23 protein-coding genes are annotated in these 22,342 nt (G+C 42.2%); 8 read left to right on the top strand and 15 right to left on the bottom strand.

Features of this window, described 5'->3' with window-relative positions; translation table 11 throughout:
- Window positions 1-26: 26 nt before the first annotated feature.
- Window positions 27-737, bottom strand: a complete 711-nt coding sequence (pyrH, locus tag DWX23_RS13010; RefSeq protein WP_005867363.1) for a UMP kinase — start codon at window positions 735-737, stop codon at window positions 27-29.
- 451 nt (window positions 738-1,188) lie between these two features.
- Between pyrH and DWX23_RS13005 the strand changes: the two genes are divergently transcribed.
- Window positions 1,189-1,410: a hypothetical protein gene (locus DWX23_RS13005; protein ID WP_122351892.1), complete on the top strand. Its 222-nt coding sequence runs from the start codon at window positions 1,189-1,191 to the stop codon at window positions 1,408-1,410.
- Window positions 1,411-1,616: 206 nt separating this feature from the next.
- A complete protein-coding gene (locus DWX23_RS13000) occupies window positions 1,617-2,045 on the top strand; it encodes an Hsp20/alpha crystallin family protein (RefSeq protein ID WP_122374943.1) in 429 nt (142 codons plus the stop codon).
- A gap of 104 nt (window positions 2,046-2,149) precedes the next feature.
- On the opposite strand, the gene DWX23_RS12995 is transcribed toward DWX23_RS13000, so the two are convergent.
- Genes DWX23_RS12995 through DWX23_RS12980 form a run of 4 tightly spaced genes read right to left on the bottom strand, consistent with a single transcriptional unit; the run spans window position 2,150 to window position 4,547 of the window.
- The gene (locus tag DWX23_RS12995) at window positions 2,150-3,010 is read right to left on the bottom strand and encodes an endonuclease/exonuclease/phosphatase family protein (protein ID WP_122374797.1); all 861 of its coding nucleotides are present in this window, start codon (window positions 3,008-3,010) and stop codon (window positions 2,150-2,152) included.
- 44 nt (window positions 3,011-3,054) lie between these two features.
- Window positions 3,055-3,816, bottom strand: a complete 762-nt coding sequence (locus DWX23_RS12990; RefSeq protein WP_122374796.1) for a biotin--[acetyl-CoA-carboxylase] ligase — start codon at window positions 3,814-3,816, stop codon at window positions 3,055-3,057.
- Window positions 3,809-4,162, bottom strand: a complete 354-nt coding sequence (locus DWX23_RS12985) for an MmcQ/YjbR family DNA-binding protein (protein ID WP_122374795.1) — start codon at window positions 4,160-4,162, stop codon at window positions 3,809-3,811. Before DWX23_RS12985 ends, DWX23_RS12990 begins: the two co-directional genes overlap by 8 nt.
- Window positions 4,163-4,181: 19 nt before the next feature.
- Window positions 4,182-4,547 (bottom strand): YraN family protein, encoded by a 366-nt coding sequence (locus tag DWX23_RS12980; RefSeq protein ID WP_122374794.1) that lies wholly within the window; start codon window positions 4,545-4,547, stop codon window positions 4,182-4,184.
- A 68-nt stretch (window positions 4,548-4,615) separates the two neighbouring features.
- Here DWX23_RS12980 and DWX23_RS12975 point away from each other — a divergent pair, with 68 nt between their 5' ends.
- Entirely contained in the window at window positions 4,616-4,843 is a 228-nt protein-coding gene (locus DWX23_RS12975) for a hypothetical protein (RefSeq protein WP_122351898.1), read from the top strand.
- Window positions 4,840-5,280, top strand: coding sequence for a nucleoside deaminase (locus DWX23_RS12970; protein ID WP_122351899.1), 441 nt, complete (start codon window positions 4,840-4,842; stop codon window positions 5,278-5,280). Before DWX23_RS12975 ends, DWX23_RS12970 begins: the two co-directional genes overlap by 4 nt.
- Window positions 5,281-5,326: 46 nt before the next feature.
- On the opposite strand, the gene DWX23_RS12965 is transcribed toward DWX23_RS12970, so the two are convergent.
- The 5 genes from DWX23_RS12965 to DWX23_RS12945 all read right to left on the bottom strand — a co-directional run bounded on the left by DWX23_RS12965 (window position 5,327) and on the right by DWX23_RS12945 (window position 10,794).
- Window positions 5,327-5,593, bottom strand: a complete 267-nt coding sequence (locus tag DWX23_RS12965) for a DUF4834 family protein (protein ID WP_122351900.1) — start codon at window positions 5,591-5,593, stop codon at window positions 5,327-5,329.
- A gap of 55 nt (window positions 5,594-5,648) precedes the next feature.
- Window positions 5,649-6,344, bottom strand: coding sequence for a CDP-diacylglycerol--serine O-phosphatidyltransferase (pssA, locus tag DWX23_RS12960; protein ID WP_122374793.1), 696 nt, complete (start codon window positions 6,342-6,344; stop codon window positions 5,649-5,651).
- A 21-nt stretch (window positions 6,345-6,365) separates the two neighbouring features.
- Window positions 6,366-7,040: a phosphatidylserine decarboxylase family protein gene (locus DWX23_RS12955; RefSeq protein WP_122361244.1), complete on the bottom strand. Its 675-nt coding sequence runs from the start codon at window positions 7,038-7,040 to the stop codon at window positions 6,366-6,368.
- 124 nt (window positions 7,041-7,164) lie between these two features.
- Window positions 7,165-10,428, bottom strand: coding sequence for an exodeoxyribonuclease V subunit beta (locus DWX23_RS12950; protein WP_122374792.1), 3,264 nt, complete (start codon window positions 10,426-10,428; stop codon window positions 7,165-7,167).
- A 21-nt stretch (window positions 10,429-10,449) separates the two neighbouring features.
- Window positions 10,450-10,794: a translation initiation factor gene (locus tag DWX23_RS12945; RefSeq protein WP_122374791.1), complete on the bottom strand. Its 345-nt coding sequence runs from the start codon at window positions 10,792-10,794 to the stop codon at window positions 10,450-10,452.
- A 130-nt stretch (window positions 10,795-10,924) separates the two neighbouring features.
- On the opposite strand from DWX23_RS12945, the gene DWX23_RS12940 reads away from it, so the two are divergent.
- On the top strand, window positions 10,925-12,832 hold the full coding sequence (locus tag DWX23_RS12940; RefSeq protein WP_122374790.1) for a HAMP domain-containing sensor histidine kinase: 1,908 nt from the start codon (window positions 10,925-10,927) through the stop codon (window positions 12,830-12,832).
- On the opposite strand, the gene ispF is transcribed toward DWX23_RS12940, so the two are convergent.
- The 5 genes from ispF to DWX23_RS12915 form a co-directional block, all read right to left on the bottom strand.
- On the bottom strand, window positions 12,810-13,286 hold the full coding sequence (gene ispF, locus DWX23_RS12935; protein WP_122374789.1) for a 2-C-methyl-D-erythritol 2,4-cyclodiphosphate synthase: 477 nt from the start codon (window positions 13,284-13,286) through the stop codon (window positions 12,810-12,812). The two genes, DWX23_RS12940 and ispF, sit on opposite strands and share 23 nt — an antisense overlap.
- 12 nt (window positions 13,287-13,298) lie before the next feature.
- Window positions 13,299-14,498, bottom strand: a complete 1,200-nt coding sequence (gene porV / locus DWX23_RS12930) for a type IX secretion system outer membrane channel protein PorV (protein ID WP_122374788.1) — start codon at window positions 14,496-14,498, stop codon at window positions 13,299-13,301.
- A gap of 69 nt (window positions 14,499-14,567) precedes the next feature.
- The gene (gene porU / locus DWX23_RS12925; RefSeq protein WP_122374787.1) at window positions 14,568-17,960 is read right to left on the bottom strand and encodes a type IX secretion system sortase PorU; all 3,393 of its coding nucleotides are present in this window, start codon (window positions 17,958-17,960) and stop codon (window positions 14,568-14,570) included.
- Between the two features lie 88 nt (window positions 17,961-18,048).
- Complete coding sequence (locus DWX23_RS12920; RefSeq protein WP_122374786.1) at window positions 18,049-18,663, bottom strand: fumarylacetoacetate hydrolase family protein; 615 nt, start codon at window positions 18,661-18,663, stop codon at window positions 18,049-18,051.
- A 1-nt stretch (window position 18,664) separates the two neighbouring features.
- A complete protein-coding gene (locus tag DWX23_RS12915; RefSeq protein ID WP_122361251.1) occupies window positions 18,665-19,315 on the bottom strand; it encodes a redox-sensing transcriptional repressor Rex in 651 nt (216 codons plus the stop codon).
- Between the two features lie 1,237 nt (window positions 19,316-20,552).
- Here DWX23_RS12915 and DWX23_RS12900 point away from each other — a divergent pair.
- From DWX23_RS12900 to DWX23_RS24885, 3 genes are all read left to right on the top strand, one after another.
- Complete coding sequence (locus DWX23_RS12900) at window positions 20,553-20,939, top strand: hypothetical protein (RefSeq protein ID WP_122374783.1); 387 nt, start codon at window positions 20,553-20,555, stop codon at window positions 20,937-20,939.
- A 131-nt stretch (window positions 20,940-21,070) separates the two neighbouring features.
- Window positions 21,071-21,988: an IS1595 family transposase gene (locus DWX23_RS12895; protein WP_122374782.1), complete on the top strand. Its 918-nt coding sequence runs from the start codon at window positions 21,071-21,073 to the stop codon at window positions 21,986-21,988.
- Window positions 21,989-21,995: 7 nt separating this feature from the next.
- A complete protein-coding gene (locus DWX23_RS24885; RefSeq protein ID WP_158607077.1) occupies window positions 21,996-22,142 on the top strand; it encodes a hypothetical protein in 147 nt (48 codons plus the stop codon).
- Window positions 22,143-22,342 lie beyond the last annotated feature (200 nt).

The raw sequence follows: 22,342 nt of genomic DNA, 5'->3' as shown, positions 1-22,342 counted from the left end.
AAAATAGAAGAGACAGGGTCTTTTGTCTAGTTGTGTACCAATGTCCCGATATTCTCTCCGCTCATTACCTTCTTCAGATTACCGTTCGTATCCATATCGAAGACAATGATAGGCAGGTTATTCTCCTTACACATCGTGGTTGCCGTCAGGTCCATTACTTTCAGGCCACGTGTATAGATTTCGTCATAAGTGATATCCGAGAATTTGGTTGCCGTCGGATCTTTTTCTGGATCAGCCGTATAGATACCGTCCACACGAGTTCCTTTCAGCATCACATCAGCTTCGATCTCGATTCCTCTCAAGGATGAACCGGTATCGGTTGTGAAAAACGGGTTACCCGTACCGCCTGACATGATCACGACATTCCCCTGTTCCAACAATTCGATGGCACGCCATTTATTATAAAATTCACCGATCGGCTCCATGCGGATAGCCGTCAGAACCTTTGCCTTTACACCTTGTGCGACAAGGGCAGAACTTAATGCCAGACTATTGATCACCGTTGCCAGCATCCCCATCTGATCGCCTTTCACCCGGTCGAAACCTTTGGAAGCCCCGCTCAGGCCACGGAAAATATTTCCTCCGCCGATCACGATCCCGATCTGTACGCCCATTTCGGCAATTTCTTTGATCTGTGCTGCGTATTCGTTCAGACGAACTTCGTCGATACCATATTGTTTTCCTCCCATCAGCGATTCACCACTGAGTTTCAGGAGAATTCGTTTGTACTGTGCCATCTCTATCTATTTTAATTTCTAAATGTTCTTCTGCAAAGATAATGCAAGTCGGGAGCAGAATAAAATGAACTCGTTCATTTTTTATACTGAGGCGCAGCTTATCTCTGCTTTAAGGCAAAAATACAGTATTTCAATCAGCAAACAATATCAGAAGGTAATTATTCCGGTATTATTTAATAAAACTGTATAGTGCATGTAACAGGTTTGTAATACCGCCACTCTACTTTTGTTATCGAAATGAAACACACTTTATTCCTTATTTTGAAGACACTAAGAAAACAACCAAACCTTCTTCCTAACTTTATGTTTCCCCACTACTTTCAGCGGAAAGAGATGGGGAAACGTTGTTTTTATATTTCATATTTTTTCTCTTTAAGCCGGGAACAATATGACCCGGGGTTCTGTTTCATATATAAATAAACCAGACAGAATCATTTAAAATAAAATAGTTATGAAAAATGTATTAATTGGCATTGCAGCCGGTATCGCAATTGGTTATGTACTCCGTAAAATGGAAGACGATGGTAAATTCAAATGTATCCACGACGACATGAGTGAGTTGGCAGACAGAACAAAAAAGAAATTCAAAGATGTTGTCGACAAAGGTGTCAATCAGGCAGAATACATCGCCGACCGTGTAGAGCACGTTACGGAAAAGGCCAAAAAGAATTAATCATATTAGAAGTAAATAGAAGAGTATAGAAACATTTTGTCACAGAAATAAGTAATATAGACTTAAATACATGACAAAAAGACACTGTAATTCTTCTATGCACTCTGGCACACAGTTTGTATATTGATAGATGAACGAAGGGTTCGGAAAAAGCCCGGAGTTCAATAAATTATTGAATGTGTAACTTAAATATAGGAGATTTAATTATGATGCCGATCAGAAAAAATCAAAATTGGTTACCGAGTATCTTCAATGATTTCTTCGATAACGACTGGATGGAAAAAGCTAATTCTACAGCCCCTGCCATCAATGTGATTGAAAGCGAAAAAGATTATAGAATAGAATTGGCTGCTCCCGGAATGACAAAGGACGATTTCAACGTTCGTATCGACGACGACAATTGCCTGGTTATTTCGATGGAAAAGAAAAGTGAGAATAAAGACGAAAAGCACAACGGACGTTATCTGCGCCGCGAATTCTCATATTCAAGATTCCAGCAGACAATGATATTGCCGGATAATGTTGATAAAGATCAGGTCAGTGCAAAAGTGGAACATGGTGTATTAACAGTAGATGTTCCTAAAAAAGCACCTGTAGAAGCAGCTAAATTGCATAGAAACATTGAGATTAAATAATCTCGGAGCCAACAGATGAATAACCCTCGACGGAATTTCCGCCGAGGGTATTTTGTATCCGGTTTCTCTATCCGCCGGGATAGCGAAAGAGAAACTTTATTTTGTTACTTTTTAGGTATGAACATACTGATCCCGACCGGATAATGGTCAGACAGATAATCATTTTCCGGACCATTATAAATTTGTGCATCTACACAATCCGGACGCAGACTGTCGGTTACAAAGATAAAATCGATCCGTTCCTGCTGACGGCGTAAAGCATCCCCCTTCGGTGAACCTGCCAATATCCGGGAAGGAAAAGAATAACGCTGGCTGTCAGGGGTGAACATATAACAGATATCATGTAAAGATGCAGCCATAAATGTGGAGATAACAGCATAATCTTCCAGATGTTCGTCTGTCCAGGAGGCATCAAAAGGAGAATGGGCATTCATATCTCCCATCAACAGACAGTTGGTTAATTGGTTACTATTTATATAGTCGACGATATTATCAGCTTCTTTCTTACGCTTCAGACGGTCGGAAGGATTCAGATGTGTCACCAGGAAATCCATATCCAACACTTTACAGTGTAACAGCCCGTGACCGTAGCCATCTATCTTTCTATCGATCACTTTGAGCGGAGTTCTGGAAGTGAGACCAACCGGATAACCGTTCTCCTTTACAATAGCGACATAAGGATGGCCGTAACCGGCAGCCAATTCTTTCAGTTTCGCCTCGGTGAAACCACAAAGTTCGTTCAAAGCCAGGACATCGGGCGACTGCTCTTTAACCCAGGTGGTAAAGCGTGCGATACGGTCTTTGTCCGCACCATTACTGAAACCATCCATGATATTATAAGAGATGATCTTGATCTTCTGACGATCCGTACGCCAGTCACGTTCATAAGACTGTGCCGTTATACCGGAACAAACAAATAAAATAAATAAAAATAGAATTACTTTGCCGATTGATACTAGTTTCATGGTGTTCTTTTATTAGGTTCAATAGTATAATTATTCAAAATGGTTCAATGCATTCCGCTCTGTACCATAGATACTTCCTTGAATGCATAACGTCTCAACTCCCCGTCAGGCAATTCGAGGATAAGATGTCCCGTCAGCTCTATCCCTTTAATACAGGCTTGAAACAGTCCTTTTTCATCCCGGTACGGATAAAAGCTATTCCCCCGGTACAATGCTGCCATATAATCATTCCGGATATCGTCCTCCTTCTCTCTGATCAGGTCGATGTAACGTTCGTAAAGATGTTTCTGGAATTTATTCAAAACTTCTGCCCGGTCGTATTCCTGTCCCGTTATCTGAGCCAGTGAAACCGGATTCGGTGCATCACTCAGGAATTCCTGTTGGTTTATATTGATACCGATACCAAGTACGGAACAATACAGTTCACGCCCCGACAGGTCATTCTCGATCAACATGCCGCATATCTTCCGGTCACGCCAATAGATATCGTTCGGCCATTTCACCTTTACAGCGTCTACATATTCGTCGAGCGTTTCTTTTACGCTCAATGCAGCTATCTGGGAAATCAGGAACTGACGATTGGCAGGAAGAAAGTCAGGATAAAGGATCACACTAAACATCAGATTCTTTCCTATTTCCGATTCCCAGGTATTACCAACCTGTCCACGCCCTGCCGTCTGGTATTCGGTAACGACGACACTACCCTCCGGCAACGGCTCTTTCCCGACCAATCCCCGTAGATAACTATTGGTGGAGGTCGTCTCTTCTAAACGGATGATCCGTGGTATTTCATTTCCGTCACTCATTGTATATCTCCCTTATTTTTTTCGGTAGCTTGGCTATCACTTCACGGTAAGAATGCTGAATCCAATAACGGATCTCATCATCAGGCATATCACGTTCCAGAAAAATACCGTTCCAGTATTTTTTATTGAAATGGTAAGCCGGCTCGACAGCTTTATAACGGTCGCGTAATTCTTCCGTATAATCCGGATTACATTTCACCGAGATCGTAGGTTCTTCAACATCCAGCGGCAAAAGGGCAAACATCTTATTTTCCACCTTAAAGACCAGGGAGACATCGTCGAACGGAAAGCATTCTGTTACATTCTTCAACGACAGACAATATTCACGGGCTTCTTCTATATTCATACGTTTTCTTTGTTTTTATTTATCGGCAAGGGGCGTAAAAAGCACCATCGATATGTTCGATCTGAAATCCTTCTTTTCCTTTAATCAGGGTGATGATATCGAAACGGACCGGCAGTTCCAGATTGAAATAACGGACATAGGCATCCGCAGCAGCCACGATACGCCTGATCTTTTTATTATCGACAGCTTCCTCCGGCGACAAGAGATAATCTTCCGAACGGTTTTTCACCTCAACGACAATCAGTTCCTCATCTTTCGTCGCAACAATATCCAGTTCATAATGATGCCACCTCCAGTTGGTATGCAAAATCGTGTAGCCCTGCCGGATCAAATAGTCACGTGCTTTCGCTTCACCATCCCTGCCTAAATCGTTTTGTTCAGCCATCTCATTAATTTGCACAAATATACTGTTTTTCTTTTTTATTTGGCCTTTCACTTGTACATTTGCACAATATGGCAACAAATCGGAAATACTCGCAAGCACAGCCGAATCGCCCGAGGGTGCATAAGGTTACTTTTATGCTCAACGAAGAAGAGCAAAAGGCCGTCGACCGCTATCTTGCCAGATATAATATCGAAAATAAATCCCGTTGGTATCGGGAAACAATCCTTTCACATATACTCAAAACGCTGGAAGAGGATTATCCTACCCTCTTCAAAGAAACGGAAATGAGACGATGAATCCATTTAACGACGAATATTTTATGAAACAGGCACTGGTGGAAGCGCGTGCTGCAGCTGCCGAGGGAGAAGTACCCGTAGGTGCCGTGGTTGTATGTAATAACCAGATCATTGCCCGTGCCCACAATCAGACAGAACGCCTGAACGATCCGACCGCCCATGCGGAAATGCTGGCAATTACGGCAGCTGTCAGCGTATTAGGGGCTAAATATCTAACCGGATGCAGCCTTTATGTAACGGTAGAACCCTGCATTATGTGTGCAGGTGCCATCGGCTGGGCACAATTAAGTACGATCGTGTACGGTGCGAGCGATGAGAAAAGAGGGTATCAGGAATATGCGCCGAAAGCATTTCATCCGAAAGCTATCGTAAAAAAAGGTGTGATGGAGAAAGAATGCGCAGAAGAGATGCAGAAATTCTTCCGGCAGAGAAGATAAGAGAATGAGAAATCCCGCGTCAAGCACGGGATGATCGTTACTGTAATTACTTCACTTCCTCGAAGTCAACATATTCGCCTTCATCTTTAGCAAAGATCTTCTTACGGTTAGCCGAGGCATAATCGTCCTCGGTAGTATGCGACTGATGTTGCCCGCTAGAGTAACTGCTTGTCTGACGACGCTGTTCTCCCTTCTTTGTATTGCTGCTTCCACTACCGAATAACATATTCTTAAATGTACGCAGGATAGAGAATCCCATCAGGAACACTAACAGGATGAAGAAGAAAAACATTACAAACAAAAACTTAAACATAATACTTCGTTACTTAGTTGGTTTATAAGAGAAACATATAGAACAGACCTCTTGTTTATTGTCTTTTGTTAAAAATAGACAAGAGGAGATAGAGAAGAATGGTCCCGGCTATACCCAGCATACCGAACAGGGCAACGAACAAGACTGCACAACCTACTAATATATAGCGTCTTTCATTACCTTTCCATGCAACCGATTTGATCTTCAACGAGAACATCGGAATTTCTGATACAAGTAATAAAGAGGTAGCCAAGGCCACCGCCAGCGTAACCACAATGAACAACACAGGATTTGCCTGTGCCAACGGAGCCAGAGAGTATCCGGCAGAAGCCCAGAACAGGGCATTTGCCGGAACCGGCATACCGATAAACGATGTTGTCTGCCGTTCATCGATATTGAACTTGGCAAGACGCAAACCGGAAAAAGCTGGGATCACGAAAGCCAGATAAGGAATATAACGGCCGATCTCTCCCAACGAAAGACTTGCCTGGCTGAGCATCCAGAATACAATCATACCGGGTGCTACTCCGAAACTAACCATATCCGACAATGAATCCAATTCCTTCCCCATCGGGGAATAGGCTTTCAGCACACGGGCGGCAAACCCATCCATGAAATCAAAAACAGCAGCAATAATGATCCATATGGCTGCCCACAACAAATTACCCTGCAAAGCGACTACAGTAGCGATGCAACCTGATACAAGACTCATGCAAGTGATTGTATTGGGTATATGCTTTCTAATATTCATCTTTTGTATATTTTCCGGATTCTATTCACACGGGCATTTACTTAACCGCGCGATCGGCGTCTGGTTACCGGTTACCTTCTGATCCATTTCGATCAGCACTTCTGTCCCTACCGGCAAATAAACATCTACACGCGACCCGAACTTGATAAAACCCATCTGTTCGTCAACATGACATTTTTCTCCAACCTTGGCATAGGTGACAATACGCCGGGCAAGTGCGCCGGCTATCTGACGTGCCAGCACATCCACTCCGTTCTTGGTAGTAATGACAACAGCCGAACGTTCGTTTTCGGTGCTGCTTTTCGGTAAATATGCCGCCATGAATCGTCCGTTATTATGGGAAACATGTTTCACTGTTCCGTTTACCGGGAACCAGTTGGCATGCACATTGAATACGGACATAAAGATAGATATCTGCAAACATTGCCTATGAAGGATCTCGTTCTCCATCACTTCTTCGATCGCCACAATCGTACCGTCGGCAGGTGCGATCACCAATCCTTCCGAATCGTAGGGGAAACGGCGGAACGGACTACGAAAGAAATTCAGTATCAGCAAAAAAAGAATCGTTGAAATAGTAGCAACGGTATAGAACAGTATCCCCTTACCCACGGTATGGTATAATGCGACATTTACGACAAATAAAACCGTAAATAACGTAAGTAACAGGCCAGTCCCTTCTTTATGTACTTTCATTCTTCCTTTAAAGCTGCGTTTTTATTTCAATTTGCAAAAGTATTCATTTTTACGGAATAACAAAACAATTCAGTTGACAATTGACAGATGACAGTTGTTTGTTTGAGTACTTAACTGTCAACTATCAACTGTCAACTGATACTATATTCCCCAACTCCACGTACCAGAGACAACCTTCTACCCTCTCGTATCCCATCTGGTTGATCAGTTTCATATAATTCTTTACCTGATTATGATGTCGTTTGTCCTGTATTTCACCGAATTTATAGTCTATCACGGTCACTTTTTCATCCGAAATCATTACCCGGTCAGGACGTTTCGATAATCCTTTTCCAAAAAGGATATCGACCTCATTCAGCACACGTGCCGTTCCGTCGTACCAGGGAAGAACCTCCGGTGTATCCAACAACTCTTCCAAACGAACGATCAGCAACTCTGCTTCTTCCTTGTTTATGACACCCGACAGACGATAGCTTTCAACAGCAGAAGGAATATCTTTACGGGTACGTACCTGGCTCAGTACCTCATGCATCAAAGCTCCGTGCTTACGGCGGGCATTATCAAAGAAAAAGCCTTTTCCATGCAAACGTAGTTGCAAACGATCGTCGGGAGAGATCGAACTGATACGGGCCATCGTTATCTCCTCCGGACTGTGTTCATCCGACTTTGCAGCCGAAGGATGCCACCAATTGCCCAACTCAAAAATACCGGCTTTCGTATCAAAAGAAGATGGCAAAGAGACCAGTGTATCTCCTTCACGGGTATCGTGTACCTCCACATATAAGGCTGCCCACAAAGCATCGGCTATGGAAGATATTTTTTCAACTTCTCCCGTTTCCTCCTTAATCTTCTTCGGACGAGGAGCAAACACGATCAATTCGTCTTTGGAACGGGTGAAAGCGACATACAGCGTATTCAGGTTATCGATAAAGGCATGTAGCCGTTCACGGAAATAATCTTCCGCAAAAATGGTATTGCCCAAGGACTGGCTGTAACGCACAGGCACCAGATGCAACCGGTTGAAAGGCTTCGTTTCAGGCTTACACCACAGGATAACCGGCTTACTAGGTTTATGATCTATTTCCCAGTCTCCAAAAGGAATAATAACAACTTTGAAACCTAACCCCTTTGACTTATGAACGGTCAGGATACGGATCGCATTCTGTGCATCCGGAGTTGCGATCGTTTTACGATATCCTGTTTCATCCCACCATTTAAGGAAACGACTCAGGTCAGCACTTTCTTTCTGAGTATATTCCGATACCATATCCAGGAATGCCTGGACAAAGACTTGTTCATTCTCCTGAAAATCTCCGGAGAAGAGACGGAAAAGCCCTTCCGATATTTCATACAACGACTGACGGGAGAGGGTTTGTAACTCTGCGGCTATCTCCGGCGGAAAGATATTAGCGGAAGTAACCACAGAATAGAGATTCGAATGGTCTTCATCTTCTATCGCTCCCTGCAGGATCCGGTAGGAATACAATGCGGTCTGTTCGTTGATCTTATCTTCCGGATTTCTCAGATAACGCAATAGGGCGATCATAAAACGGACTGCCGGCGACCCGCTAACGAACAGAGCATCATCAGAGATTATATCGTAATGATAACGATCGGACGGGTTCGATTCTTTATAGGAAAGCAACTTATCCGCCACCATCGCCCCTTCCATATTGGTTCGGACCAGAACAGCAATATCTTTCAAGTCATAACCGTTATCCTGTAACTGTTCGACCACACCGGGCAAACGATCCAGCGCCTCCTCTTTCCAGTCTTTCTCTTCATCACCGGTCAGGAATTCGATCTTCACATGACCGTCTTTCTGTTGAAAAGGCGGAGGTACCAGCTGATAACTTTTAGTATAAGCCGACATGATCTTTGTCAGATAAGCAGCACGCTGCTCTTCACTTAACGAAGAAGTCAGCAAAGTTTCGTTATAGACGGTTTGCAAAACACCCGGAAGAGCAGTAAAAAAGGTGTTATTGAATTCTACGATATTCCGGCAACTACGCCAATTCTCTTTTAATGTTTCTTCTTTTACCTCCCCGGACGAAAAATCGGCCTGTACCTGTTCGTCCAGTAATTTCCAGTCGGAGTTGCGGAAACGATAGATACTTTGTTTCACATCTCCTACGATCAGGTTGGCACGATCGTGAGCCAGACTTTCTTCTATCAGCGGACGGAAATTATTCCATTGCATACCACTGGTATCCTGAAACTCGTCGATCATATAATGATCCACATGCGTTCCTGTTTTCTCGTAGATGAACGGGGCATCGCTTCCGCCGATCACCTTATTCAGCAGCTCCGTTGTATCAGCGATCAGCATGACATTCTTATCTTCGCGGTAAGAAGCGATCTGCCGGGAAACATCTGTCAGAATCCCCAAAGTATAGTAATAACGGACAATCTCACGGGCCGTATTATAAGCAGTCAGATTTGAGAACAGGGCTATGATCTTCTTGATGCAGTCATTCAGTCCTTCCTCAAATATGCAACCGATAATCTGACGCGTTCCGAGAGGGGTTGTTTTCGTAAAGCAACCCTCCAGGTTATCAGCCAAACCGATAAAAGTAGCGGTCGGCTCTTTCATTTCTCCTTTAGCCAGACGATCCAGCAAAGTGAGCGGCGAACGGCTTCCTCCTTTAAAATCAGTCGTACGGATAGCATATTTATTAAGCAATGCCAGTCCGCTCTCTCCTAACCGTTTCGCTTCCGCCTCTACCGAACGGATAATGCCGAATAATTCATTCTTATAGTTTTCAAGTGCTTCCTTGTTCTGGATATCCTTAGCGACTTCTTCACTGGAAGCCTTATAGCTTTCCTTAAAAACTTCACGGCTCAGGGACATGATATCTTTACGGAGATTCCATTCTCCTCCATTTTCGATTTTATCTTCTGCAAAACGGAGCAGCCAGCCTAATAATTCCTTACTTTCCGGTTTTTCCAGATCAGCCAGCAGATTATCGACAGCTGTAGTCAGTACCAGTTCCTGATCCATTTCAATACCATAACCACCCTGTAAACCGATCTCACGGGTAAAGGCCCTCATGGTTTGCTGGAAAAAGCGGTCGATTGTGCTTATATTGAATGCCGAATAATCGTGAAGGATATCGATCAATATCTTAGTAGCCTGTTTACGGACTTGTTCTTCAGTCAGAGAGTAAGTCGAGCACAACGACTCCACATAATCGGATTTACGACCAGATGAGAGATTGTAAAGCTCCTCAACAATACGGCCCTTCATCTCATCGGTAGCCTTGTTGGTAAACGTTACCGCCAGGATACGGCGATAAGCCCCCGCCCCGGCAAACAATAAGGTCAGGTATTCACCGGTCAGCTTATGAGTCTTACCCGCTCCGGCCGAAGCTCTGTAAACAGTTAGCATATTATCTCAATTAATTAGACCTTATATGACCCGACTTTTTGTATAGCCTTCCTTTTGCAATATCTCGAGCACCTTCTGGCGCAAATCTCCCTGCACGATGATCTCACCGTCTTTGGCAGAACCACCCACACCGCATTTTACCTTCAGGAACTTGCCTAATGCCTCCAGATCGTCCGTTGTTCCACGGAATCCGGTAACCAATGTAACGGCTTTACCTCCCCGGTTACGTTTGTCCAGTGAAATACGCAATAGCTGCTTTTCTTTAGGAAGTGTATCTTCTTCTTCCTCTCCCCCTGTATTATATTGAAAATCCGGATTAGTGGAGTACATTACTCCCAAACGGTCTTTCCAGTCATTACTCTTCATAACTCATTCAATTTTATTCGGTTCAAAACTACAAATTAACGACGGGATAAGCAAAATTACAAAGAACAATACATATCTTTGCTCGAAATAGACTGAATTTCATAGCGTCGTAAAATTCATAATTGTGCGTATGAAAAGACTTTTTTTCATATTATCCTTTATACTACTAACCTGTCGTTCTTTAGCCCTCCCACACGATAAAGACGATTACATATTAGTTGTGCATTCCATAAACTTCAGCGAAGTATGGACACAAGGTATTTACGAAGCGATCAACAACACTTTCGCCAAAGAAAATATGTCTGTAGTCGGAGAAGAACTCTCAATACCTGCCATGAAAGATACGACAGATGTAAATGAGAAAGTCGGGATATTACGAAAAAAATATACAGTTCCTCCAAAAGTGATTGTTTATATAGGAGACCCCTCCTGGCTGGTCTGCCGACCTCTTTTCGAAAAGGAATGGAAAGGTGTTCCTACTATCATCTGCCATTCCCAGGAGTTGATCCCTACCAAAATAGAGTATCTGCTGGGCAGGGACTTGCAAACCATTCAACACATGGCTCTCACAGAAGATCAGGTAAAAGGATACAATGTAACCAGATTAATCCAGCCTCTTTTTGTAAAAGAAACCATCGAAACAATAAAGAAATTACAACCTGACCTGAATAAGATAGTCTTTATCCGCGATAACCGGTATATCAGCTTATATACCGAGCAAGAACTGTCGAAAACAATGCAGGCTGACTTTCCCGAATTAAAACTGAAGGTCTTATCGACTCCGGACCTTTCTACCGAAAATCTGCTGGATAGTTTAAGTCTTTACGGCAAAGAAACCGGAATCATCTATTATTCCTGGTTTGTATTCAAACAAACTCAAGAAAATCATTATCTGATAGACAATGTACAAAAAATGACAAACAGCTTTTCGCAACCCCCGGTATATCTTTTGGCAGACCTGAACATCGAAACCGGCAACTTTGCAGGAGGACATTACATTTCAGAAAACGATTTCAGCAAATCCGTAATCTCCACTATCCGGTTGATACTGGGAGGAACAGAGGCACGGGATATCTCAACTCATATCGGAGGAGAACCACATACACACCTTAACTACCAACATCTGTTCAACCACGGCATCGAACCATCCCGTTTTCCGTTGAATGCCATTTATTATCAGCAGCCTCCGACCTTTTTCCAGAAATATAAGATACACATATTTAGTGCATTTGCGATCATCTGCCTGCTGGCAACAATAGCAGTGCTACGTTTCCGTCTTTATTTCCAAAAGCTCAAACAAGAGGAAGAACGGCGTGAAAAAGAAAAAGCAGAAGAAGCTAACCGCTTAAAAAGTGCCTTCCTGGCAAATATGAGCCACGAAATACGGACACCATTAAACGCAATCGTAGGCTTTTCTAACCTGATAGCCCATTCGGAAAGCCCGGAAGACACGATCGAATTCTGCAATATCATAGAAACCAATAATGAACTCCTGTTACAATTGGTCAACGATATCCTGGACCTGTCAAAGATTGAAGCCGATCAACTGGAATTCACGTTCTCCAATATCGATGTGTCCGCCTTGTTCATCACATTAGCACAAACTTTCAAAAGCCGACCCAAAGAGGGAGTGACACTGGAATATTCAATTCCGGAACGACCTTGTTATATCTATTCGGAGAAGACGCGCCTGACACAAGTCATAACCAACTTCCTGACAAATGCCTGCAAGTTCACTTTCGAAGGCTGTATAAAAATGGGATATGAAGAAACAGGGAACGGATTGCGCTTCTATGTTTCCGATACCGGCAAAGGCATTACCAAAGAAAACGTACCGCATGTTTTTGAACGGTTTGCCAAATTCGACAACTTTATACAGGGAACAGGATTGGGATTATCTATTTGCCAGACCATCGTAAAGCGTCTGAACGGAGAGATCGGCGTAGAATCAAAAGAGGGGAAAGGAAGTACATTCTGGTTCACAATCCCCTGCGAAGTTCATCACGAAAATATAGTTATTTCTGGATCAGCACAGTAGCATAAGCTGCAATACCTTCCTGGCGTCCGGTAAAACCCAGCTTTTCAGTTGTTGTCGCCTTGATGGAAATATCATCTTCGTCTACCTGCATCACTTCTGCCAGAGTCTGCTTCATCGCAGGAATATGCGGATTCAGCTTCGGACGTTCAGCAGCAACGGTTGCATCGATATTACCCAACTCATAACCGGCCTCACGCAACAATTTCATTGTGTCGCGTAATAATATCTTGCTGTCTATATTCTTGTATTCACCTGCCGTATCGGGAAAATGATAGCCGATATCGCGCATATTCGCTGCTCCGAGCAAAGCATCGCAAATGCCATGGATCAACACATCGGCATCACTGTGTCCCAGCAGTCCTAATGTATGCTCTATCCGGATACCGCCCATCCATAACTCCCGGTCAGGGACCAGGGCATGCACATCATAACCAAAACCTACACGTATCTTCATACCTTCAACTGATTATCTGAACAGGTTCTTGATACCGTCCATATCGAATGACAGAGAAAAACGAAGCGTCTGGTCCAACGGGTTACTCTGAACCGTACTTACCAGATAAGCTGCATCCAACTGGAATACACTCATACGGAAACCTGCTCCGACAGAGAAATACTGACGGTTACCTTTATTTGCATTTTCATAGAAATAACCTCCGCGAAGGAAAAACTGGTCGTTATAACTATATTCTGCACCAATAGAAACCATCACTTCCTGCAATTCGCCTTTAAAACCGTCGGGTGAATCGCCAAAAGACTTGAAAATACCGGAAATACCGGATACATCATTATATTCTTCTTTTTTCTTATCGTATTCATCCTTCTCTTCCTGGGTATAACCTTCACGCAGATAAGGCAAACTCGGCACCAGATATTTACTCAAGTCAAGATACAGACCGATCCGGTTATAGTCGTCGATCGGATAGAGCAAACCGGTTCCCAGACGAAGAGTCGTCGGAATGAACTCATTATGTTCCCCGCCGTCATAAGATATTTTCGTACCGATATTGGAGACATTGAAACCAAAACTCCACAAACATTCACTGTTACCCAGGATCACATATTTTTCCAGATAACCCGCAATATCCGCAGCAAATGCATTACCGGGTACACGGCTTTCATCGGAAGGATCCGTTCCCATATCCGAACGGATATAACGCATAGCAACAGCCATCGAATAAGACTCAGACAATTTACGGCTGTAACTTACATCGAAAGCCATTTCATAGGGGCTCACCGAGTAACCACCGGTCGATTCCCCGTTAATAGGATTATAAGGCACATCTCCTAACGAAAAATAACGCAGGGAAGCACCGACCGCCTGTAAATCACTATCACCGATCTTGTAATAACCAGCCAAATTCGCCAAAGCCACATCATTTACCAATTTACGCAACCAGGGAGTATATGACAAAGAAACACCCGCTTTACTATACATAAACGCATACTTTGCCGGATTCCAATATTGAGAGTTTATATCGGGAGTAGTTGAAGCTCCGTTGTCACCCATTGCACCGCCACGGGCATCAGGAGCAATAGACAGTGAAGGTACCGCCGTATTAACCGGAGCAAATTTAGCCTTATCACCCTCGGCGTGCAACGCCGTGAAAGTAGCCAAAAGGCTGATTGCAACTATAAGTGTACTGATTCTTAATTCTTTTATCATACTATATCTGTTAAAAACGTGGTAAATAAAAATTTACCTTACGAACATATAAACTGATTTTACTTTACTTTATTGTGCGAGGATTATTAATTTCTTTGCATCCGTAGCCTCCTTAGAGCCTCCGGAACTGATTGCCGCACGATATATATATATGCCGGGACGGAGACGTCCGCCTCTGTTATTCGTCAGATCCCAGGTTACCGTATACGATTTGAATAGCTCGGATGCTCCGGTTTCCTGATGTTTCCATTGCAGGCGCCCCATCATATCATATACCATAATACCAACCGTCAACTGGCTTTCCGGACGGTTGTGGAACAAGTGGAATTCTACCTGCTCGCGTGCCGGACTAGGTGTTGCGGTCAGTTCCAGCAGATAAGGCTTCAACCCTTCCACCACTTCAAACTCAAATTCATACGTAGTCGAATTATTCTGTATATCCCAAACTTTAAACTCAGCGGTATGGATTCCCGGAGTCAACGCCGGAAGTAAATACTTCACAATACCTTCCCCATCTTTTCCCGGGATCAATTCATAATAACTGTTCAGGTTGAAACTGAGTGACGGATCGCCATCAATGATTAGCATCATATCATGCCCGATACTGCTACCGGTGATATTCACACCACTCTTATCCCAAAGACGTGCCACAAAGAACGGTGTCATATTGACCTGACCACCATTGACAAATGTAGAATCGTTCATATACAGGACACGAATCTCCGGACCGTCATGATCGTCTTCCGCATTATCATCCGTTCCTCCGACACGATAATTCAGGTAAGCACCCTGTGCTTCCAGATTATTCGTTTCATCCGAAGCGTATAGATTCATCTTTCCGAATTCGTTTGAATAGGATATATCTTTCGGTACGGTAAAGGTAAAACTGAATTTTCCGGCACGGACCGAATCGTTACCAATAAAAAGTATATTCGAATAATCAGTATACTTAAATGTATTGCCGGTCTTGTTATTATCCAGCGTTTCATAAGAGACACGGCTATCCAAGACAGTCGGGTTCAACAAACCGGAAAAGTCCGTTGCTACATTCCCATCTGCATTCAACACTTCCCCTTCTACTGTTATTTTTTGCAACGCTTTGAAATCTACCGGCTCATCCGTCACCGGGTTCCCGTTTACGGCCGTTACCTGCATACGATATTCCGGATAAGCCAACTTCAATGCCGGGTCACCGATCAGGGCAAATCCCAGTTTATACCGGCTCGAACCTAATGCCCTCTTCGTTGCTTTCATAACTTCCCCCAATGTCAGACGACGTCCGTTCTTTTTCTCGAACAGATTACGGATCAGATTGTCATTGATTTCGAAGTTCGGAGTGGAATAGGCCACGCGGGTCGTCGTGAACAAACCAATACCGCCACTCACCTTATTAAGGAAAACCTGCTCGCCGGCGGAAGTGACCGAAGCATCGAAACGGCAAAAATCACAAGTTGCCGTAATCCAGATAGGCAAACGTGTATAAGTCGATTGAGTTATATCACTTTCAGTCAACACCCTTTCATCACTCCAGGCTGTAGTGCTCCCATGTCCGGTATAATTTATCAGCAACAATCCGTTTTTGAGTTGCTTCTGAATATTCGTTTTTACATCAGGATAAGTAGCCAGACCTCCTGAAACATCTTTCTTATAAGCATCAAAATAAATCTTATTCACCAAAAATTCGGGATGGCTTGTATTGATATATTCACCCAACCGGTCAGCCTGGTCTGCATGATTTATCATATAGCCGTCCGCACTGCTCCCGTCATCCGCCACAAAACAGACATTGTTTTTCCATGATCCGGTATCTTTATTATCCATATAACCGATGACCTTATTCACCATATTGGTTGCCTCAGCCAGTGTTCTGACTGGGAAACGGCCTATTCCGATATCGACTCTGGCAGACATCAGTTCTTTTCCATTATTGCTATCATCCAGAAAACCGAAATAATCGTCTATAACAAACGATCGTTCATTCAATGATTCTTCCGTCTGGTAGGTCAACAGCATATTACTTGTCGTCACATTCTGCCAGCCGGACGTAATAAAACGGTTATCAAACGCTCCGTCACCAAAAAGAAGCAGATACTTGGGAGCATCCTCTTCCGAAGTCTGACGATCGTAAAACATCTTCATAAAACGACGGTAAGCCGTAGCATCCGGAGTACCGCTCGAAAACTCGTTATAAATAGCATCCGGAGTGACCACCTGAACCGTCAGGCCGTCACGGGTACGATGTGCCTCGGCCAGTCGTTCTGCCTGTGCAGTCAGCCCGGGTTGGGCTATAATGATCATATCGGTCTGCGGCAAAGCATGTAAATCCTGGTTCGTTACATCACCTACGACTTCCGGAGAAGGGAACGCTTGATTTCTTTGCACTAATGCAAACTCTCTCAACGTCCCTGCCGGGATAGAGAAAGACAATTCATTTCCGCTCAGTTCCGTTTCCATCTGTTTCGGATTTAACTTATCCGTCACATCAAAAACCATTGTGTTCGTATTGGCATTCTGGATGACAAACCGGGAGGCATTTCCAACAGAGGCCAAACTACGGAAAAACGTACAGACGCCATACGGTTGTAGCTCCCGCTTCATCTGCAAACGGATATAATCCAGATGGACATTCTTATGTCCCAACTGTCCGTATCTTACATTTACTTTTACATTCGTACCTTTATCCCCTTTCCAGTCCACGACCTCATAGACCAAACGCGCCATAGTATACGTTTCACTACCACTCGAACCACTTTGAGCAATCGTTTTTTCCAATAACTTCTCGCCATCCACACTCATACTCACGCTTCCGTTACCGGTAGTCGGTTTGGCGATAAAGCGTAACGCAATTTTACCGTCATCATTGGTAATGCCGGTTATTCCGGTAAATGAGAAATCTCTTGAAAGGGTCATATCCATCGCTTCGCCAAAAAGCTCCCGTCCCGAATTATTCACGGATACAAGATCCTTCTCATGCAAACGATAATCATCAAAGGTCGTCACTTTCAAAGAAGCACCGGCAGCAGAAGCCACCGATTCCATCTCTTTCGTGCCAGTAGCATCCGTCAGGAAATAATAACCGTAATTGGAGTAAGGATTATTGGTATGGACAAAACTTTCCGTACTCTTGTCATACGTCCAGTTGATAACTCCGCAGCCATAAAATAAAAGGTAGTCGTCGCCGCGCCAGACCGGAACGGCAGGTATATCGTCTATATAAGGATTTGAGAAATCTTCGTCCAGCATACAACCGCCGTAACCATGTACGGAAACCTTCGCCGGGTCAGAAAATCCCATCCCCTGCAGGTCGGCATATGTCAGTTTATAAATTCCTCTGTCTTCAATCTGTATCTTTACCCATTTCCCGGATGCCAATGCAGAGCTGGTTGCATACTTGCTACCATCCGCCCAGGCGAAAGAGAAAAAGCAGATACTTATTATGAATGTATATAATAATCGTAACATATCTTTTTTCAGTTGATAGTTGATAAGTGACAGTTGACAGATAAAATCAAGGACAAATAACTATCAACTGTCACTTGTCAACTGTCAACTATTTAACGTGGAAATCAAGTAACTTCTGCTCACCGATATATCCCTGCAGATGATTATCGATCTTAACAGGCCCTACACCGACCGGTGTTCCTGTAAAAATCAAATCTCCTATCTTCAGAGTAAAAAAACGGCTCACATAAGCGATAATCTTGTCGACCGGGAAAAGCATATCCGAGGTATTTCCCTCCTGCACCTTCCGACCGTTTATATCCAGATGGAACGGAATACGGTTGATATCCCCTACTCTGTCCAAAGACACAAACGTCCCGATAACAGCCGAATTATCAAAAGCTTTACTGATCTCCCAGGGTAATCCTTTCGCACGCAGTTCTCTTTGCAGATCACGGGCCGTAAAATCAATACCGACAGTTACTTCATTATAGTAACGATGTGCAAAACGTTCGGCGATGTTCTTACCCAGCCGATCTATCTTTACAACGATCTCCGTTTCGTAATGTATCTCCGAAGAAAAATCGGGAATAAAAAACGGTTTCCCATCTTTCAACAGGGAGGAATCGGATTTCATAAAGATAGTAGGCTCCGATAACTCTAACGAATGATGCAGCTCTTTATTGTGTTCTGCATAATTCATTCCTACTGCTATAATCTTCATTTCAGTGATTAATTGAGTTCAAACGATTAAACATGACAGCCAGATGGGCATACATGGAAGTGTTCTGTACCACAATATGTTCAGGAACACGGATACGGAACGGGGTAAAGTTCCACAAGGCCTTGATACCTCCGGCAATGATCTGCTCCGTTACCTCCTGTGCCTTATCTACGGGTACCGTGATAACACCGATCGTCGCTCCGAACTCTTTCTGCTTGGCTGGAAAATCGTCCAGATGAAAAACAGGTATACCATTCACGACCGTACCGGCCAGTTCTTTGCGGACATCAAACCCGGCAACAATCTCCAGTCCATACTGATTTAACCCGGTATCCTGCAACAAGGCAGCGCCCAGGCTACCGACACCGAATAAAAAAGCTTTATGCTGCGCAGTAAAACCCAAAAAATCTTCCAACACATCTACAAGGGCACAGATATCATAGCCGACCCTGGTCTTCCCCGAAATATTGACAAACGAAAGATCCTTCGCCACCTGGCTGGGATCTACATTAATTTCTTTAGCAATCTGGGTAGATGATACAAACGTCTCTCCCTTGCCTTTCATCAGTTTCAGAAAAGCAAGATACCAAGGTAGTCTCCGAAGCGTTGGCTCAGGTATTTTCCAGGCTTGTTTCAATTCATCATTAGCCATTATTCTTATTCATAATTAATGTAGCACACAAAAGTACAACTTTTTTCTTTGTATACTAGTTTGCTGAAGATTTTATATGTTTAGATAATATGATCTCCAGTGAACCCACATAATAAAAAGGAATATTAATTAAGGTAACTATATACCACTTTACACCACCCCCACCTTTTCGAATCAATTCACTTGATCCACCAACTTCATTAGATACTGGATTGTTATAAAAAAAATAAAGAGAGGAGGTGGCAGTATGTCAGAATGGACATACTGCCGAAAGCTTAATATCTGGCTCCTTTAGAACAATTAGCAAAGCAATTCATGGGGTGTAAATTGCGTATGCTATTTGTTCCACCTTTAGCGATAGGTTTGGAATGATCAACATTCCATCCCATAGGAGAGTATTTTCCATAAGAATATCGATACATAAGATTGCCAAAACAATCTTTTCGATATAGCTTAGAGTTCATACCTCTAACTATAGAACCTTTGCTAAAGATAAGGTCCAGAATCTTTTCTGAGTAACAGCTCATATACAAAGCCTCCTCTTTTTTTTGTAGCTATTGCAAGCCACATTACTATTGCCATCTCTATGACAAACTTCAAAAAGCTATACAATAATCAAACCGAGATTTGTCATTTTGAAACAAATTAATACAAATTAAATTGTTTTTAATTTTACATATTTCTATCTTTGCCCTCACGTATTAGAATAAAGACGTAGAAGCGTTAAGATATTATCTTGCATTGAAACTTGGACACTTTCATTCGCACAGGATAATAGACATACAGTTTCTGCGCCTATGTTGTTGTATACCCATTCTGAATATACAAGAGGGATAATAGTACACTGACATAAGGCGTGGGGCTATTGTTTACTATTGTGCGAAGGGTAGTCCAAGACCTCAATGCAGTAGTATCCAATAGTCTCCACGCTTCTTTTTTTTTACAAACTCCAAGCTAAGGAGACAGCAAGGGCAAACATTAGTATTATGAAACTAATAACAAAAGTGTTTATCGTTGCATGTATATGCGTTGTGTGTCTATCTTGTAGTAAAGATGATGACGATAGTAATATGTGTTATGAATGTACTATAACGTACAAAAATTGGGCTACCCCTGATATAATACCCATATGTGGTGAAAAAACGTACGTTGAAGCAATGGTGAAGAACTATGAAAATGAAGGTAAGGCGAGTGATGACATTACTGTAAGATGTGTAAGAAAAAAATAGAAACTATTATGAGGCAGCTTATTAATATACTATTGATTGTAACAGTCATTTCTTTATTCGCAAGTTGCAACAAAGATGACAGCGAAAACGATAATGATCTGTTAATTGGTACTTGGAGTGAGAAACCTGATAAATATGAAACATTTGTTTTTACTTTTTTTGATGATAATACAGCTATCTATTTCCTAGAACAAGAAAGTAGTCACACAAGTTCTTTCACATACAGTTTTGATAGAGACAAGATGGAAATGACTACTGACATAGCTGACTATGAGTATGTAGGACATGAAGAAATTTTTATAGGATATAGAGTTTTCACTGTGAAGTTATCAGAAAACAAACTGATACTCATTAACAAAAGAAGTGATGAGACTTTTGTTCTATTTAGGCAATAACAGTATAACAATTCAGAAATACAACAACAGAAAAATCCTGTAGAATCCGATATTCAACTAAATTAATTGATCTTCAGTTGGTTATGTGTAGAAATTTTTGTATCTTTATTATCCAATAAAGAAAGTTAAGCATGGATATTTGGAATTTTAGATCAGTATTTGAGTTAATGAAATACTTTCCAGATGAGCAAACCTGTATAGATTACCTAGAAGAAATGCGCTGGGGTGGGGATGTTATATCTCCATTTGACGAGTCCTCAAAGGTATACAGATGTAGTCATGGTCGTTATAGGTGTGCGAATACTGGAAAGTATTTTAATGTAAAGACTGGTTCTCTTTTTGAAAATTCAAAAGTTTCATTAAGAAATTGGTTTTATGCCATTTATATGGCAACAGCACATAAGAAGGGTATTTCTTCTTTACAGTTATCAAGAGATTTGGGTATTACTCAAAAGACAGCATGGTTTATGCTCCAACGTATTAGAAACTGTTTTAATATAGAATGTATTGAATGTTTAGAAAATGAAGTAGAAGCAGATGAAACATATATCGGAGGTAAGAATAAGAACCGACACCAAAATAAAAAGGTGAAAAACTCGCAAGGACGAAGTGTTAAAGATAAGACCCCCGTCTTTGGTATGGTTCAAAGAAGCGGTGTATTAGTAGCAAAGGTTGTAGCTGACACAAAAGCATCAACCCTAATGCCTAATGTGAACAACTGGGTAAAAAAGGATTCATTCATTTATACAGATGAATGGCAAGCCTATTTACAATTGAATATAAACTACAAACACGAAGTTGTTTATCATGGGGAAGGACAATATGTAAGTAATAGAGCACATACAAACACAATGGAAGGCTTTTGGGGATTACTCAAACGAGGTATTCTAGGTATCTATCATAACGTATCAAATAAACATCTACAAAGATATGTTGATGAATTTGTATTTAGATATAACACAAGAAAGATTTCCGAAAGTGAAAGATTTGCTCTATTTTTGCAGCATATGGAAAATAGATTGACATATCAAGAGCTAATTAGAAACTGATAAATTTATGACAGACAAAAATAAAGAGCCTCGTAAAAAGATAGAAGTCTTAGAAGAGGATAGAGAACTTATGGCCGATTTTCAAAAGAAAATAAAAAAGGCTCTAATGTATGACCCATCTAAAGATCCTAGAGATCCAAAGTTTAAAAAGTAACCCTCAATTCAGAATATTACTGTATTGAGGGTTTTATTTTAGAGTATTTAATGTAAAGTGGTATATAGTTACCTTAATTAAATGAAAAGACTTTCCTTTCGATGTCTTTACTTCATCTACAGAATAATTACCACTCCAAACGGGGGGCGTAAAATAAACTGTGTCATGCGCTGTTTTTCTTTCAAGCTCATCGGTCGGGG

This window comes from Parabacteroides sp. AF18-52 (genome assembly GCF_003479145.1).
GTDB lineage: Bacteria > Bacteroidota > Bacteroidia > Bacteroidales > Tannerellaceae > Parabacteroides > Parabacteroides faecis.
The sequence above is the reverse complement of the archived record's forward strand: the minus strand, read 5'-3'. Positions and strand labels throughout refer to the sequence as shown.

Coding starts and splice junctions, on each gene's coding strand:
- pyrH (WP_005867363.1), bottom strand. CDS start 737: ATGGCACAGTACAAACGAATTCTCCTGAAACTCAGTGGTGAATCGCTG.
- DWX23_RS13005 (WP_122351892.1), top strand. CDS start 1,189: ATGAAAAATGTATTAATTGGCATTGCAGCCGGTATCGCAATTGGTTAT.
- DWX23_RS13000 (WP_122374943.1), top strand. CDS start 1,617: ATGATGCCGATCAGAAAAAATCAAAATTGGTTACCGAGTATCTTCAAT.
- DWX23_RS12995 (WP_122374797.1), bottom strand. CDS start 3,010: ATGAAACTAGTATCAATCGGCAAAGTAATTCTATTTTTATTTATTTTA.
- DWX23_RS12990 (WP_122374796.1), bottom strand. CDS start 3,816: ATGAGTGACGGAAATGAAATACCACGGATCATCCGTTTAGAAGAGACG.
- DWX23_RS12985 (WP_122374795.1), bottom strand. CDS start 4,162: ATGAATATAGAAGAAGCCCGTGAATATTGTCTGTCGTTGAAGAATGTA.
- DWX23_RS12980 (WP_122374794.1), bottom strand. CDS start 4,547: ATGGCTGAACAAAACGATTTAGGCAGGGATGGTGAAGCGAAAGCACGT.
- DWX23_RS12975 (WP_122351898.1), top strand. CDS start 4,616: ATGGCAACAAATCGGAAATACTCGCAAGCACAGCCGAATCGCCCGAGG.
- DWX23_RS12970 (WP_122351899.1), top strand. CDS start 4,840: ATGAATCCATTTAACGACGAATATTTTATGAAACAGGCACTGGTGGAA.
- DWX23_RS12965 (WP_122351900.1), bottom strand. CDS start 5,593: ATGTTTAAGTTTTTGTTTGTAATGTTTTTCTTCTTCATCCTGTTAGTG.
- pssA (WP_122374793.1), bottom strand. CDS start 6,344: ATGAATATTAGAAAGCATATACCCAATACAATCACTTGCATGAGTCTT.
- DWX23_RS12955 (WP_122361244.1), bottom strand. CDS start 7,040: ATGAAAGTACATAAAGAAGGGACTGGCCTGTTACTTACGTTATTTACG.
- DWX23_RS12950 (WP_122374792.1), bottom strand. CDS start 10,428: ATGCTAACTGTTTACAGAGCTTCGGCCGGAGCGGGTAAGACTCATAAG.
- DWX23_RS12945 (WP_122374791.1), bottom strand. CDS start 10,794: ATGAAGAGTAATGACTGGAAAGACCGTTTGGGAGTAATGTACTCCACT.
- DWX23_RS12940 (WP_122374790.1), top strand. CDS start 10,925: ATGAAAAGACTTTTTTTCATATTATCCTTTATACTACTAACCTGTCGT.
- ispF (WP_122374789.1), bottom strand. CDS start 13,286: ATGAAGATACGTGTAGGTTTTGGTTATGATGTGCATGCCCTGGTCCCT.
- porV (WP_122374788.1), bottom strand. CDS start 14,498: ATGATAAAAGAATTAAGAATCAGTACACTTATAGTTGCAATCAGCCTT.
- porU (WP_122374787.1), bottom strand. CDS start 17,960: ATGTTACGATTATTATATACATTCATAATAAGTATCTGCTTTTTCTCT.
- DWX23_RS12920 (WP_122374786.1), bottom strand. CDS start 18,663: ATGAAGATTATAGCAGTAGGAATGAATTATGCAGAACACAATAAAGAG.
- DWX23_RS12915 (WP_122361251.1), bottom strand. CDS start 19,315: ATGGCTAATGATGAATTGAAACAAGCCTGGAAAATACCTGAGCCAACG.
- DWX23_RS12900 (WP_122374783.1), top strand. CDS start 20,553: ATGAGGCAGCTTATTAATATACTATTGATTGTAACAGTCATTTCTTTA.
- DWX23_RS12895 (WP_122374782.1), top strand. CDS start 21,071: ATGGATATTTGGAATTTTAGATCAGTATTTGAGTTAATGAAATACTTT.
- DWX23_RS24885 (WP_158607077.1), top strand. CDS start 21,996: ATGACAGACAAAAATAAAGAGCCTCGTAAAAAGATAGAAGTCTTAGAA.